11 protein-coding genes are annotated in these 13,999 nt (G+C 69.7%); 10 read left to right on the top strand and 1 reads right to left on the bottom strand.

Translation table 11 applies throughout. From position 1 onward, the window contains the following. Positions 1–76 precede the first annotated feature (76 nt). The 4 genes from AB0937_RS24535 (at position 77) to AB0937_RS24520 (ending at position 6,146) form a co-directional block, all read left to right on the top strand. The gene (locus AB0937_RS24535; protein WP_366714322.1) at positions 77–2,143 is read left to right on the top strand and encodes an ATP-binding cassette domain-containing protein; all 2,067 of its coding nucleotides are present in this window, start codon (positions 77–79) and stop codon (positions 2,141–2,143) included. Positions 2,144–2,304: 161 nt separating this feature from the next. Beyond that, positions 2,305–3,192 (top strand): FCD domain-containing protein, encoded by an 888-nt coding sequence (locus AB0937_RS24530; protein ID WP_366714321.1) that lies wholly within the window; start codon positions 2,305–2,307, stop codon positions 3,190–3,192. 424 nt (positions 3,193–3,616) lie between these two features. Then, positions 3,617–5,158: an RNA polymerase sigma factor gene (locus tag AB0937_RS24525; protein ID WP_366714320.1), complete on the top strand. Its 1,542-nt coding sequence runs from the start codon at positions 3,617–3,619 to the stop codon at positions 5,156–5,158. A gap of 136 nt (positions 5,159–5,294) precedes the next feature. Then, positions 5,295–6,146, top strand: a complete 852-nt coding sequence (locus AB0937_RS24520; protein ID WP_366714319.1) for a serine protease — start codon at positions 5,295–5,297, stop codon at positions 6,144–6,146. Positions 6,147–6,267: 121 nt separating this feature from the next. Here the strand turns inward: AB0937_RS24520 and AB0937_RS24515 are convergent, their stop codons facing one another. Further along, positions 6,268–6,498 carry a hypothetical protein gene (locus AB0937_RS24515; RefSeq protein WP_234846548.1) on the bottom strand — a complete coding sequence of 77 codons (231 nt, stop codon included), beginning with the start codon at positions 6,496–6,498 and terminating at the stop codon, positions 6,268–6,270. A 442-nt stretch (positions 6,499–6,940) separates the two neighbouring features. Between AB0937_RS24515 and AB0937_RS24510 the strand changes: the two genes are divergently transcribed. The 6 genes from AB0937_RS24510 to AB0937_RS24485 all read left to right on the top strand — a co-directional run bounded on the left by AB0937_RS24510 (position 6,941) and on the right by AB0937_RS24485 (position 13,970). Beyond that, positions 6,941–9,064, top strand: a complete 2,124-nt coding sequence (locus AB0937_RS24510; protein ID WP_366714318.1) for a DNA topoisomerase IV subunit B — start codon at positions 6,941–6,943, stop codon at positions 9,062–9,064. A 335-nt stretch (positions 9,065–9,399) separates the two neighbouring features. Continuing rightward, positions 9,400–9,924 carry a DUF1453 domain-containing protein gene (locus AB0937_RS24505; RefSeq protein WP_366714317.1) on the top strand — a complete coding sequence of 175 codons (525 nt, stop codon included), beginning with the start codon at positions 9,400–9,402 and terminating at the stop codon, positions 9,922–9,924. Then, positions 9,921–11,072, top strand: a complete 1,152-nt coding sequence (locus AB0937_RS24500) for a histidine kinase (RefSeq protein ID WP_366714316.1) — start codon at positions 9,921–9,923, stop codon at positions 11,070–11,072. The genes AB0937_RS24505 and AB0937_RS24500 overlap by 4 nt, the downstream gene beginning before the upstream one ends. Beyond that, on the top strand, positions 11,069–11,752 hold the full coding sequence (locus tag AB0937_RS24495; protein WP_366714315.1) for a response regulator transcription factor: 684 nt from the start codon (positions 11,069–11,071) through the stop codon (positions 11,750–11,752). Before AB0937_RS24500 ends, AB0937_RS24495 begins: the two co-directional genes overlap by 4 nt. Positions 11,753–11,820: 68 nt before the next feature. Further along, positions 11,821–12,381, top strand: coding sequence for a DUF485 domain-containing protein (locus AB0937_RS24490; protein ID WP_366714314.1), 561 nt, complete (start codon positions 11,821–11,823; stop codon positions 12,379–12,381). Continuing rightward, positions 12,378–13,970: a cation acetate symporter gene (locus AB0937_RS24485; protein ID WP_366714313.1), complete on the top strand. Its 1,593-nt coding sequence runs from the start codon at positions 12,378–12,380 to the stop codon at positions 13,968–13,970. The genes AB0937_RS24490 and AB0937_RS24485 overlap by 4 nt, the downstream gene beginning before the upstream one ends. Positions 13,971–13,999: the final 29 nt, after the last annotated feature.

The raw sequence follows: 13,999 nt of genomic DNA, 5'->3' as shown, positions 1-13,999 counted from the left end.
GGCCATTCCCGAGGTGCACCTCGGTAACGACCTGGGATGCCTAGTAAATCGGACATAGCGCGCTATCTTGCTGTGGGTGATCCAGGCCTTCGGATTGACCAGCAAGCCCCGCAAAGAGCTTCCGCCCGCAGCCGACGACGTCTCGTTCGAGGCACGGGCGGGGCGCATCACCGCGCTGCTCGGAGCGCAGGGCGCGGGCAAGACCACGGTTCTCAGACTGATGCTCGAACTTCAACAGGGCCGCGGCATCACTCACTTCCGGGGGCGTCCGCTGCACCGCATCGCTCATCCCTCGCGTGAGGTCGGCGCGCTGCTGGGCGATGTGCCCGGGCATCCCGCACGCACGGTCAGAGGTCATCTGCGCATGCTGTGCGCAGCCGCGGGGGTCCCGATTCGTCGTGCCGACGAAGTCCTCGAGGCGGTCGGGCTCGTGAGCCTGCGCGAGGAACGTCTCGGCACCCTCTCCCGCGGCATGGACCGGCGCCTGGGTGTCGCCTGTGTCCTCTTGGCCGACCCGCACACCCTCGTCCTCGACGACCCGGACGACGGGCTCTCCACTCGCGAGAGCACCTGGCTGCACGGCATGTTGCGCGCCCACGCCGACCAGGGCGGCACGGTCCTGTTCACCACGTCCGACCCCAAGGGGGCCGCCCGCACCGCCGACCACGTCGTCACACTGGAGCAGGGCAGGCTCGTGGCCGACCAGGATGCCGCGGAGTTCGCACGCACCCGCCTGCGCCCCCGGGTCGCGGTACGCAGTCCGCACGCGGCCCGTCTGGCGGTTCTCCTGGCCAAGCAGGCCCGTACCTCCCAGCGCTCCGTCGAAGTCGTCCGAGAGGGCGGCAACCGCCTTTCGGTGTACGGCGGTACCTGCGCGGACATCGGTGAGATCGCCTTTCGCAACGGCATCGTCGTTCATCAACTCGCGGACGAGATCGGTGACATGGGGCCGGGTGCGGAGGGTCACGCTCATCGCATGGACTCCACGGCCCCCGCGGCCGCGCCCCGTCCCGGGTCTGAACCGGCGTCCTCTGCGGACGCGGACGTACCGGCGCAGTCACCTGAGCCTTCGCCCTGCTCCGAGGTGCGTGCGGTCATCTCGCCCGAGCCGCACACCGCGTCCGAGCCTAGATCCGTCTCGGACGCAGAAGAGCCAGTCACGATCGGGCCTTCACTTTCCTTCGGGCAACCGCAACTGCCCGACCTCGAGCCGCGCGAGTGCCCAAACGCCTCTCCGGCCAATGGAACAAGCGGTGGTTCGTCGGCAGGAACGGGAACACTTTTGCCGACGGCGCCGCACCCGACCGGGGCCGGTACGGCTCACACGCTCGACGAGCTGCCTGCTCTGCCGCCCCCCATCTCCGTCCGCTCCGCCCCCAGCCCGCTCCGCCCCCTCCGTTACGAGATCCGCCGTGCCACCGGAATCGGCACCGGATTCCTCACCGGCGCAGTCGTGCTCGCCGTGTCCGCCGTGACCGCCGTCGTGCTCGCCCGGATCGGGCACACTCCGCAACCGCGTCTGCTGGCCGCCTGGCCGCAGGAGCTGCCGCTGCCTCCCGCGGCACTCGGCGCGGGTCTGCTCGGCGCGCTCGCCTTCGGCGACGAGTTCCGCCACCCCGCCCTGGCCGCGGACCGCGGCACCGTGCCCCGCCGGCTGGGACTGCTGGCCGCCAAGCTGCTCGTCTCCTCGACCACCGCGCTCTTGCTGGCCCTCCTCACCGTCGGCTGCGACGCCGAGGTGCTCTATCTCGTCTACGGACGGGAGCTCGCTCAGGTTCCCGTCGACTGGCTCCCTTTGAGTGCGAGTTGGATCGGGCTCGTGGTCGGCTGCGCCTGGGCCGGCGTGCTCGCCGCAGGTGTCTTCCGGTCCACCTCGGCCGGGCTCGCCGCAGTGGCCGCCGTCCCCATCCTCGTCGTACCGGTCGTGCACAAGCTCGTGAACGGCCCGTCCGTGCGAACCGCTGCCGGCCTCCCCGTGCGGCTGCGCGAGACTCTCCTGCCGCGGTGGCCCTTCGGAGGAGAGCGCTACCTGGAGGCCGCTCTCAAGCTGATTTCCCAACCTGTGGGCGGCGCGCTGACGTTGTCGCTGGCCGCGCTGCTGTGCGCGTATCTGCTCACCGCCCTGCGCAGCAGACTCCGGTGACGACTGTCCGTAACCCTTGGTCCGGCCGTGCCCACAACTCCCCGCAGAACGCACATTTCTTTCCGATAAGGCGTCAATTGCGACGGGGTGAGCGATCACCCTTTCGTGTGCTTTTCACCAAAGACCTCAAGGGAGTTGGAGACGGCGCCGACAAAGGATGCGTGAGTACCCTTGCGCACACCATGATGACCGCCGCCCGCTCCGCTGACTCCGGCCTCGCGAACCCGGGCGAACTCGACCGCTACCCGTACGCCGAGGCGCCCGCCGTCGACCGTGTCGGGATTCCTGCCTGGGACGGCGGGGAGTCCGAGCTGGGCCGCGTGGGCCGCCGCGCCGCGGGAAGCCGCGGGCGCGGGCTGCACGGCCAGCTCGTTCAACAGCTGGGGCAGATGATCGTCTCCGGCGACCTGGGGGCCGACCGCCCGCTGGTGCCCGAGGAGATCGGTCAGCGATTCGAGGTCTCCCGCACCGTCGTCCGCGAGTCGCTCCGCGTCCTGGAGGCCAAGGGCCTGGTGAGCGCCCGCCCGAACGTCGGCACGCGTGTGCGCCCCGTCAGCGACTGGAACCTCCTCGACCCGGACATCATCGAGTGGCGGGCCTTCGGGCCTCAGCGCGACGACCAGCGCCGTGAGCTGAGCGAGCTGCGATGGACGATCGAGCCACTGGCGGCCCGCCTCGCCGCCGGGCACGGGCGCGAGGACGTGCAGCAGCGCCTGACGGACATGGTCGAGATCATGGGGCACGCGATGGCTCAGGGTGACGCGCTCACGTTCTCCCGTGCCGACTCCGAGTTCCACTCGCTGCTCATCCAGGTCGCGGGCAACCGCATGCTGGAGCACCTGTCCGGGATCGTTTCCGCGGCACTCCAGGTGTCGGGCGGTCCGGTGACGGGCTGTGACCGGCCGAACGAGACGGCCCTGGCGCACCACGGCCGCATCTGCGACGCCCTCGCTGCCGGCGACGGGGCGGCGGCCGAGGCGGCCATGCGGCAACTCCTCACGGTCCACCCCGAGGTGGAACGGGTCGTGCCCGCCCCGCGCGAGCACTGACCGCGTTCCGCGGGCGGCGCGGCCGGGCGTGCCACCCCCCTCCTGTGGCAGCGCCTGACCGGTGATCCGCCTCCCGTCGGACCCCGTGGGATCCTGGTGATCCTGCGGGGTCCGACGGCGCGAAGGGGCCGATGTCCCATCGGGCGGACGGCCGCGCTGAATATGACCACCTACGTCCGCGTCTGACCGTTTTTGTTCGCTTACGGGGTGTGACTCGGGCCACGCAGATTGGGCGTAACGCTCGCGGGAAGAACGCGATGACCTAAGAGGTGACAGCCGCGGAGGGAATACGGACGCCGTTCACGGCGCTGTGCATCTTCCCGGCCCCCGCCCGTGCCGTCGGCCCATCCCCAAGCCGGTGGTCGGCTCCTGTCCACGTTGGACGGGGCCGGAAGCCGTTTTCCAACGTTCCGAGAGGTTGTTCGTGTCGGCCAGCACATCCCGTACGCTCCCGCCGGAGATCGCCGAGTCCGTCTCTGTCATGGCGCTCATTGAGCGGGGAAAGGCTGAGGGGCAGATCGCCGGCGATGACGTGCGTCGGGCCTTCGAAGCTGACCAGATTCCGGCCACTCAGTGGAAGAACGTACTGCGCAGCCTCAACCAGATCCTCGAGGAAGAGGGTGTGACGCTGATGGTCAGTGCCGCAGAGCCCAAGCGCACCCGAAAGAGCGTCGCAGCGAAGAGTCCCGCCAAGCGCACCGCCACCAAGACGGTCGCGGCCAAGGCGGTGACCACCCGGAAGGCCACCGCCACCGCCACGCCGGCGGCGCCCGCCGCCGAGCCGTCCGTCGAGGAGGAGGCGCCCGCCAAGAAGGCGGCTGCCAAGAAGACGACCGCCAAGAAGGCGGCCGCGAAGAAGACCGTCGCCAAGAAGACGGCGGCCAAGAAGACCAGCGCGAAGAAGGACGACGCCGAGATCCTCGAGGAGGAAGTACTCGAGGAGGCAGCCCCCGGCAAGCCCGGTGAGGAGCCCGAGGGCACCACCGAGAACGCCGGCTTCGTACTCTCCGACGAGGACGAGGACGACGCGCCCGCCCAGCAGGTCGCCGCAGCCGGCGCCACCGCCGACCCGGTCAAGGACTACCTCAAGCAGATCGGCAAGGTCCCCCTGCTCAACGCCGAGCAGGAGGTCGAACTCGCCAAGCGCATCGAGGCCGGTCTGTTCGCCGAGGACAAGCTGGCCAACGCCGACAAGCTCGCCCCCAAGCTCAAGCGCGAGCTGGAGATCATCGCCGAGGACGGCCGCCGCGCCAAGAACCACCTGCTGGAGGCCAACCTCCGTCTGGTGGTCTCCCTGGCCAAGCGCTACACCGGCCGCGGCATGCTCTTCCTGGACCTCATCCAGGAAGGCAACCTCGGTCTGATCCGCGCGGTCGAGAAGTTCGACTACACCAAGGGCTACAAGTTTTCCACGTACGCCACCTGGTGGATCCGTCAGGCGATCACCCGCGCCATGGCCGACCAGGCTCGCACCATCCGTATCCCGGTGCACATGGTCGAGGTCATCAACAAGCTCGCGCGTGTGCAGCGCCAGATGCTCCAGGACCTGGGCCGCGAGCCCACCCCTGAGGAGCTGGCCAAGGAGCTCGACATGACCCCGGAGAAGGTCATCGAGGTCCAGAAGTACGGCCGCGAGCCGATCTCGCTGCACACCCCGCTGGGCGAGGACGGCGACAGCGAGTTCGGTGACCTCATCGAGGACTCCGAGGCGGTCGTCCCGGCCGACGCCGTCAGCTTCACGCTCCTCCAGGAGCAGCTGCACTCCGTTCTCGACACCCTGTCCGAGCGCGAGGCGGGCGTGGTCTCCATGCGCTTCGGCCTCACCGACGGTCAGCCGAAGACCCTCGACGAGATCGGCAAGGTCTACGGCGTCACGCGTGAGCGGATCCGCCAGATCGAGTCCAAGACCATGTCGAAGCTGCGCCACCCGTCCCGTTCGCAGGTGCTGCGCGACTACCTCGACTGAGTCAGGTCGTACGGCGCGCAAGGCCCGGTTCCCGAGGGGGACCGGGCCTTCGCGGTGCTGCGCCGCCGCGGGTGCGGGGTCACGCGCGGTGGATCACTCTGGGTTTCCCATGGACACCACGGAGTGAGGAGTGCGTATGCGTCGCCGTCTGGCACGAGCTCTGTTTCTGCCTTTGGCCCTGGTAGCCGCGGTACCCGCCCTGGCCATAGGCTCCAGCGCTCCTGTGGCCGCCGACAGCGTGGTCATAGGTGGCTTTCCCGTCGAGGTGTCCCAGAGCCCGTGGACAGTCGCCCTGTCCAGCCGTGACCGGTTCGGGGGTACGCGCGCGGGTCAGTTCTGCGGGGGTGTGGCGGTCGGCCGCACGACCGTGCTCACCGCGGCCCATTGTCTGGACGAGAACGTCCTGGGCAGGCCGCCGGAGCGAGTGCGGGACCTCAAGGTCATAGTCGGACGCACGGACCTGCTTGCGGACCGCGACGGCCAGGAGATCGACGTGCGCCGCACGTGGGTGAATCCGGCCTACGACGGGATCAGCAATGCCGGGGACTTCGCTGTGCTCACGCTCGCCGAACCGATCCAGGGTGAGTCGATCATCACCATGGCGGCCGGCGGCGATCCGGCGTACACGGCGGGTGAGACCGCGACCGTGTACGGGTGGGGCGACATCTCGGGGGCCGGGGAGTACCCGGACAGCCTGCGGGCGGCGCGGGTGCGTGTGCTTCCCGATGCGCTGTGCGAGGAGGCGTATCCAGGCGGGTCGGAGGGCACCTACGATGCCACGGGCATGCTCTGCGCCGGTGAGGTCGAGGGAGGCCGGGACGCCTGCCAGGGCGACAGTGGAGGCCCGCTCGTGGCCCAGGGGCGCCTGATCGGACTCGTGTCCTGGGGGATCGGCTGTGGCCAGGCCGGCAACCCCGGCGTGTACATGAGGGTGTCCGACATCATGCGGACGCTCGGCTGGAGACAGGCGTCGTCCGAAGGCGTGTGAGGCGTCCGGGCGGAGCCTGGGCCGGGCCGGCTGACGCGGACGGGCGGTTGCCTCTGGTGATCAGAGGCAACCGCCCGTCCACCGGCCTGTGCCGGGCTGGCTCGTCGTCGGACGCGAGGTGTCAGCGCTCTTCTTCGGCGGCGTTCGCGGGAGCGGACGTGAGCCGCTCCGTCTCGTCCTGTATCTCAGCGGCGATCTTCTTGAGTTCCGGCTCGAACTTGCGCCCGTGGTGGGCGCAGAAGAGCAGCTCTCCGCCGCTGAGCAGGACGACGCGCAGGTACGCCTGGGCGCCGCAGCGGTCGCAGCGATCAGCGGCCGTCAGCGGGCTCGCGGGGGTCAGAACAGTAGTCACGTCGCCTCTTCTCTAGCTCGACGAGCTGTCGTACCAGGGTCAACATCCAACCAGCCCCAAAACGTTCCCGCTCGTGGCTTTTCCTCGAAAGAATCTTTGCGAGGCGGCTGTCTGCTGCCGGTTGGCGGCGAATGTGCCGTATTGCGTGTCTATGTGTCTTACGGGGCTTCGCGTTGTATCGGTGGTCGGTCCTCCCGGCTGGGTTGCCGGTTGTTCATGAGGACGTGCCCGGAGCCTAAATGGTTCATGCCTCGAAGGGAACGTGATGTGTACTTCACTCCATCGAGGGATCGAACACTCATACGAGTGTGGACTAGTGTGAGTTTTCGACGAGGGTGGCGTTACAACGGCTCTACCAGGCCTCGGTACCCTCTCACCGGTGACTGAAGCCGCGCCCTTACCCACAAGGGCGCCATCCGAAATTCAGCGAGGAGCGAACCGCGTGACCGCCGAGACGTCCGTGCCGTCCACAGCTCTGCTGGCAGGAGCAGACCGGGACGGATCCAACTACACCGCGCGGCACCTGCTCGTCCTCGAGGGGCTCGAGGCCGTGCGCAAGCGCCCGGGCATGTACATCGGGTCGACCGACAGCCGTGGTCTGATGCACTGCGTCTGGGAGATCATCGACAACTCCGTCGACGAGGCCCTGGGCGGGTACTGCGACCACATCGAGGTGATCCTCCAGGACGACGGATCGGTCGAGGTCCGGGACAACGGCCGGGGCATCCCGATCGACGTCGAGCCCAAGACCGGCCTCTCCGGTGTCGAGGTCGTCATGACCAAGCTGCACGCCGGCGGCAAGTTCGGAGGCGGCTCCTACGCCGCCTCCGGCGGTCTGCACGGCGTCGGCGCCTCCGTGGTGAACGCCCTGTCCGCGCGGCTGGACGTCGAGGTGGACCGCGCTGGGCACACCCATGCGATCAGCTTCCGGCGCGGTGTTCCCGGCGCCTTCGCGGGGAACGGCCCGGACGCCAAGTTCGAGGCCAAGGGCGGCCTGCGCAAAGCCAAGAAGATCCCGAAGACCCGCACCGGCACGCGCGTGCGGTACTGGGCCGACCGGCAGATCTTCCTCAAGGACGCCAAGCTCAACCTGGAGACGCTGCACCAGCGCGCCCGCCAGACGGCCTTCCTGGTGCCCGGCCTCACCATCGTCGTGCGCGACGAGTACGGGCTCGGCGAGGGCGGCAGCAAGGGCGAGGAATCCTTCCGCTTCGACGGCGGCATCAGCGAGTTCTGCGAGTACCTGGCGAACGACAAGCCGGTCTGCGACGTGCTCCGCTTCTCCGGGCAGGGCACCTTCAAGGAGACCGTCCCCGTCCTCGACGACCACGGCCAGATGACGCCCACCGAGGTCACCCGCGAGCTCGGCGTGGACATCGCGCTGCGATGGGGGACGGGCTACGACACGACCCTCCGCTCGTTCGTGAACATCATCGCCACCCCCAAGGGTGGCACCCACGTCGCGGGCTTCGAGCAGGCCGTCGCCAAGACGATGAACGAGGTGCTGCGCACCAAGAAGCTGCTGCGTGTGGCCGAGGACGACATCGTCAAGGACGACGCCCTGGAAGGCCTGACCGCGGTCGTCACCGTGCGCCTCGCCGAGCCGCAGTTCGAGGGCCAGACCAAGGAGGTCCTCGGTACCTCGGCGGCCCGCCGCATCGTGAACAACGTGGTCACCAAGGAACTCAAGGCGTTCCTCACGTCCACCAAGCGGGACGCCGCACAGCAGGCCCGTGTCGTGCTGGAGAAGGCCGTCGCCGCCGCTCGCACGCGCATCGCCGCCCGGCAGCACAAGGACGCGCAGCGCCGCAAGACGGCCCTGGAGTCCTCCTCGCTGCCGGCGAAGCTGGCCGACTGCCGCAGCGACGACGTGGACCGCAGCGAGCTGTTCATCGTCGAGGGAGACTCCGCGCTCGGTACGGCGAAGCTCGCCCGGAACTCCGAGTTCCAGGCGCTGCTGCCGATCCGCGGCAAGATTCTCAACGTCCAGAAGTCGTCCGTGACGGACATGCTGAAGAACGCCGAGTGCGGCGCGATCATCCAGGTCATAGGAGCCGGCTCGGGCCGGACCTTCGACATCGACACCGCCCGCTACGGCAAGATCATCATGATGACCGACGCCGACGTCGACGGCTCGCACATCCGCACCCTGCTGCTGACGCTGTTCCACCGCTACATGCGGCCCATGGTCGAGGCCGGCCGGGTCTTCGCGGCGGTGCCGCCGCTGCACCGCATCGAGATCGTCCAGCCGAAGAAGGGCCAGGACAAGTACGTCTACACGTACTCCGACCGCGAACTGCGCGACAAGCTCATGGAGTTCCAGAGCAAGGGCATCCGCTACAAGGACTCGATCCAGCGTTACAAGGGCCTCGGCGAGATGGATGCCGACCAGCTGGCCGAGACGACGATGGACCCGCGCCACCGCACGCTGCGCCGGATCAACCTCTCCGATCTGGAGGCCGCCGAGCAGGTCTTCGACCTGTTGATGGGCAACGACGTGGCGCCGCGCAAGGAGTTCATCTCCAACTCGGCGGCGACGCTCGACCGTTCGCGGATCGACGCGTAGCTGCTTCGCCTGTCCCCAGCCGGGTACCGCCGCCGGGTCGGCACGATGGCCGGTCGCTCCCCGCGGTGATCCCGCATGCCGGACGCCCGGTTTCGGGCCTGTAGCGCCGCAGCTCCGCCGGCGCGGGCGCCGGGACAAGGGCGTCCAGGTCCCGGGTGCACGCCCGCCGTCTGGCCGCGAACGGTGTCTCTCCACCCCCGGGTGGAGAGACACCGTGCCGGGAATCAACCCGTGATCCACCCGGGCTCCGATTCCTTGGCATTGCGACTTCCGTAGCGTCGTAGGCATCGGCGGCACTCGCTGCCGACACCCCTCTCCCGCTCACGGAGGCTGTGATGTCCGGGCTCGTCGACGCGTTGGTGATCGTGCTCGTCGCCGCCGTGGTGATAGGCAGGCAGTTCCGTGCGCGCCGGATCGACAGCGAGCACCGCTGGTGGCTCCTGCCCGCGATCCTGGTCCTGCTCGCGCTGCGCGAGCCCGGCCTTCTCGACGCGCGTCACCCCACGGCCTCGGCGCTCCTGCTCGGCGCCGAGCTGCTCGTCGGCCTGGCGACCGGAGCCGGCTGGGCCTGGACCACCCGGATATGGGCGGACCCGGACGGCACGGTCTGGAGCAGGAGCAGCACGGCGAGCCTCGCCGTCTGGGGTGTCGGCATCGCGCTGCGCGTCGGTCTCTTCGCGCTCGGCACGGCAGCGGGCGTTCACCAGGACAGCCCCGCCCTGCTGCTGGGGCTCGCCGGCACCCTTCTCGTCCAGGCCGGGATCCTGGCCCGGCGTGCGCGATCCTCGCGCCCTGGCGCGAGGCTTGGCGAGGCGTACGGTGTCGCCGCGACACAGCTCGTGGGGAGAGAGGGCGTGTGAGGAAGAACGCCTGGACGCATTGGCCTTCCCGGGAGGCACTGAGCCGAGAGGGTCTCTCACGCTCCCGGTGCCTGCTGGCCTGGACGGTGCGGACGCTGGTCATCGGCCTGCTGCTGTGGGGTGCCTTCTCCGACAGCCACGCGAGCGGTCGGAAAGCGGCGGCCGGCGCCGTAGGTGTCCTGCTCGCGGCCGTGCTGGCCTGGACCTTCTTCCGGACCACGCTCCGGCACCGGCTGTGGCCGTCGCTGGTCTCGCTCGCCCTGTTGATCGTCATCGCCATCGCAGCTCAGCTGTCCGGTTTCAGCGTCGCCGCACCTGTCCTGCTCTGCGGCTGCGCCGTCTCGGCGCTGGAGCGCCTGCCGTCGGCCGTCGCCCTGAGCGCCGCGGTAGTGGCACTGAGCGCATACGGTGTGGTCAGCAACGACGACGTACTGACGACCGTGGTCACCGGCATGGGCATCGTCCTGGCCGGCTCCACCTTGCGCCTGGACGCCGAGGCCCGTGCCGGTGCCCTGCGGCTTCTCGCCCAGGAGCGGGCAGCGCGGGCGGCCGAGGCGGAGACGGCGGCGCTCGCGGAGCGGGCCCGCATGGCGCGGGAGATCCACGACGTACTGGCCCACAGTCTCTCGGCCCAGCTCGTACACCTGGAGGCGGCAAGGCTGTTGATCGAGCGAGGAGGGAAACCGGAGCAGGTCCGTGAACGCGTGGTCGCGGCGCGGGAGATGGCGCGGGGCGGCCTCGAGGAGACCCGGCAGGCGCTCTCCGCTCTGCGTGGCGAGCTGACGCCGCTGGAGGACTATCTGCGCCGGCTGGTGGGCGCGGCCGACGGCGCCGGGATCACCATCACGGGTGAACGGAGACCCTTGCCGGGCGAGGCTTCCCAGGCCGTGCGCCGAGCGGCCCAGGAGGCTCTGACGAACGTCCGCAAGCATGCCCCGGGCGCCAAGGTCCACCTCAGGCTCGACTACCGTCCGCACGAAGTGACGCTCGACGTGCGGGACTCGGGGGCTTCGCCGGGCGAGCTGACCGGGACGGGCGCCGGGTACGGTCTGCTGGGCATGCGGGAGCGCGCCGAGCTGCTGGGTGGTTCCCTCGAGGCGGGGCCCGGCGAGGAGGGGTTCGTGGTGACGTTGAAGGTGCCGGTATGACGCAGGAGGCCGGGCCGAAGCCCGCCCGGGTGGTGGTCGCGGACGACCAGACCGTGGTGCGGGAAGGCATTGTGATGCTGCTCGGTCTGCTGCCTGGGATCGAGGTCGTCGGCGCTGCGGGAGACGGGGAGGAGGCGGTGTCGCTTGTCGCCGGGCTCGCTCCGGACGTGGTGCTCATGGACCTGCGCATGCCCCGCTGCGACGGAGTGGAGGCGACCCGCAGGATCCGCGCGGAGCACCCCGGGACGCAGGTCGTGGTGCTCACGACGTTCGCGGACGACGAGTCGCTGTTCCCGGCGTTGGCTGCGGGGGCGCGCGGCTACCTCACCAAGGATGCGGGCGGGGACGAGATCGTGCGGGCCGTGCACAACGTGTTGTCGGGAGACGCGGGCCTCTCACCGGGCATCCAGAGACGTCTGCTGGAGCGCCTCACCGAGTCGGACACCGGACCGGCCGGGCCCCCTGAGCCGCCGGACGGGCTCACCGCCCGGGAGACGGAGGTGCTGCTCCTCATCGCTGAGGGGCTCAGCAACCCGGAGATCGCCCGCAGGCTGCACGTGTCCACGGCGACCGTGAAGACCCACATCAACAACCTCTTCACCAAGACCGGGCTCAAGGACCGCGCGCAGGCGGTGCGTTACGCCTACGCGAAGGGACTTGTGCGGCCACCAGCGGTTTAGTCACCTGATGGGGTGAAGTGGGAGGGGAAGAAGAGTCGGGGATCTTCCCGTTCTGTCCATGCTTGGGTATGCAGCAGAGCAAGGGCCGTCCCCGCGGCGGCGGAACGGACCAGGAGAGTCCGGCCGACACCCTCGACGGTCAGGCCCCGGTCCTGGCCGAGGAGGCCGAACATTTCAGGTACGACGATCCCTGGTACGACGCCCTCGCCTCCGGTTGGGGCGAGTCGGCCGATGACAGGGCGCACGCCCATGCGCTGGTTCCGCCTGCGCGCGGGGAGGACGGGACGGGGCCCGCGGCGGCCGATGTGTATCTGGAAGTACAGCGCAGTGCGGCCTTTCAGGAGGTGCGACGGCGCTACCGGAAGTTCGTGGTGCCGGCGTTCGTGGCCTTCTTTGCCTGGTACGTGGGCTACGTCGTCGCTGCCACGACCGTGCCGGAGTTGATGGCGCGGCCCGTCGCGGGGGCGGTGAACGTGGCGATGGTGGCGGGGCTGGGGCAGTTCCTGTCGACGTTCCTGCTCACCTGGGCGTACGCACGGCACGCGCGGCTGCGCAGGGACCGGGCGGCGCTCGAACTGCGGTGGGACACGCAGGAACTGGCGCGTGGTGTGAGCGGTGGTAGGCCGTGACCGGGGAACACCAGACACTGGCGTTGCTGCTCTTCAGCGCGTTCGTCGCGGTCACGCTGGGAATCACCACATGGGGCAGCCACAACAGGCGTGGTTCGGCTGAGGAGTTCTACGCCGGAGGGCGGCTCTTCTCACCGATGGAGAATGGTTTTGCCCTCGCGGGTGACTACATGTCGGCCGCGTCCTTCCTGGGAGTCACCGGACTCATCGCGCTGTTCGGCTACGACGGGCTGCTGTATGTCGTGGGGTTCCTCGTGGCATGGCTCGTGGTGCTGTTCCTGGTCGCCGAACTGGTCCGCAACTGCGGCCGGTTCACCCTCGCCGACGTGGTGGCGTCACGGATGAGGGAGCGGCCGGTCCGGATCGCGGTGGGAACCTCCTCGGTCACGGTCTCCGTTCTGTACCTGGTGGCGCAGATGGTCGGCGCGGGCAGCCTGGTGGCGCTGCTGCTCGGCGGTACGAGTGACGCGGCGCGGTCCTGGACGGTCATCGGCGTGGGCGCGCTTATGGTGATCTACGTGTCACTGGGCGGGATGCGGGCGACCACATGGATCCAGATCGTCAAGGCAGTCCTGCTGCTCGGGGGCACCGTCGCGCTCACGGTGCTCGTCCTGATGCGGTTCCACGGCGACGTGGACCGGCTGCTGCTCACGGCGGCCGAGCGCAGCGGGCACGGGGAGGCGTTCCTGGCACCGGGGCTGAAGTACGGCGGGGACTGGACCGCCCGCTTCGACTTCGTCAGTCTGGGCCTGGCACTGGTGCTGGGTACGGCGGGGCTGCCGCACATCCTGTCCCGCTTCTACACCGTGCCCACCGCGCGCGCCGCCCGCCGCTCGGTCGTCTGGGCCGTCGGACTCATCGGCGGTTTCTATCTCATGACGATCGTGCTCGGGTTCGGTGCGGCCGCCATCCTGGGGCCGGACGCGGTGCGCGGGTCGAACGCGGCCGGAAACACGGCGGTTCCGCTGCTGGCGCTGGATCTGGGCGGTGGTGCGGGATCCACCGGGGGGACGGTTCTCTTCGCGGTCGTCGCCGCGATCGCCTTCGCGACGATCCTCGCCGTGGTGGCCGGCATCACGCTCGCGTCCTCGGCATCCGTGGCCCACGACCTGCACGCCTCCCTGCGGCGCCGCGGCGGGAAGCCGCGCAGCGAGGTGGCGGTGGCCCGCGTCGCGGCCGTCGGCGTCGGTGTGGTGGCGATCGGGCTCGGTCTGCTGGCGCGGGACCTCAATGTGGCGTTCCTGGTGGGCCTGGCCTTCGCCGTCGCCGCGTCGGCGAACCTGCCGGTGCTGCTGTACTCCCTGTTCTGGCGCGGCTTCACCACACGGGGCGCAGTGTGGGCCGTTTACGGCGGTCTCGTCCCGGCCGTGGTGCTCGTCGTGTTGTCCCCGGTGGTCTCCGGCAGCCCCGACTCGCTCTTCCCGGCCCTCGACTTCCAGTACTTCCCGTTGCAGAACCCGGGCCTGGTCTCGATCCCCCTCGGTTTCCTCGCGGGCTGGCTGGGGACGGTCACCTCGGCGGAGGTCCCGGACGAGGCCAAGCACGCGGAGACCGAGGTGCGGTCGCTGACGGGAGCGGGGGCGGCGTAGGGACGGTGCGCTCAGGGAGGACGCCGGCC

The sequence above is a fragment of the Streptomyces sp. NPDC047880 genome, from assembly GCF_040706515.1.
GTDB lineage: Bacteria > Actinomycetota > Actinomycetes > Streptomycetales > Streptomycetaceae > Streptomyces.
The sequence above is the reverse complement of the archived record's forward strand: the minus strand, read 5'-3'. Positions and strand labels throughout refer to the sequence as shown.

Coding starts and splice junctions, on each gene's coding strand:
- AB0937_RS24520 (WP_366714319.1), top strand. CDS start 5,295: ATGCGTCGCCGTCTGGCACGAGCTCTGTTTCTGCCTTTGGCCCTGGTA.
- AB0937_RS24505 (WP_366714317.1), top strand. CDS start 9,400: ATGTCCGGGCTCGTCGACGCGTTGGTGATCGTGCTCGTCGCCGCCGTG.
- AB0937_RS24495 (WP_366714315.1), top strand. CDS start 11,069: ATGACGCAGGAGGCCGGGCCGAAGCCCGCCCGGGTGGTGGTCGCGGAC.
- AB0937_RS24490 (WP_366714314.1), top strand. CDS start 11,821: ATGCAGCAGAGCAAGGGCCGTCCCCGCGGCGGCGGAACGGACCAGGAG.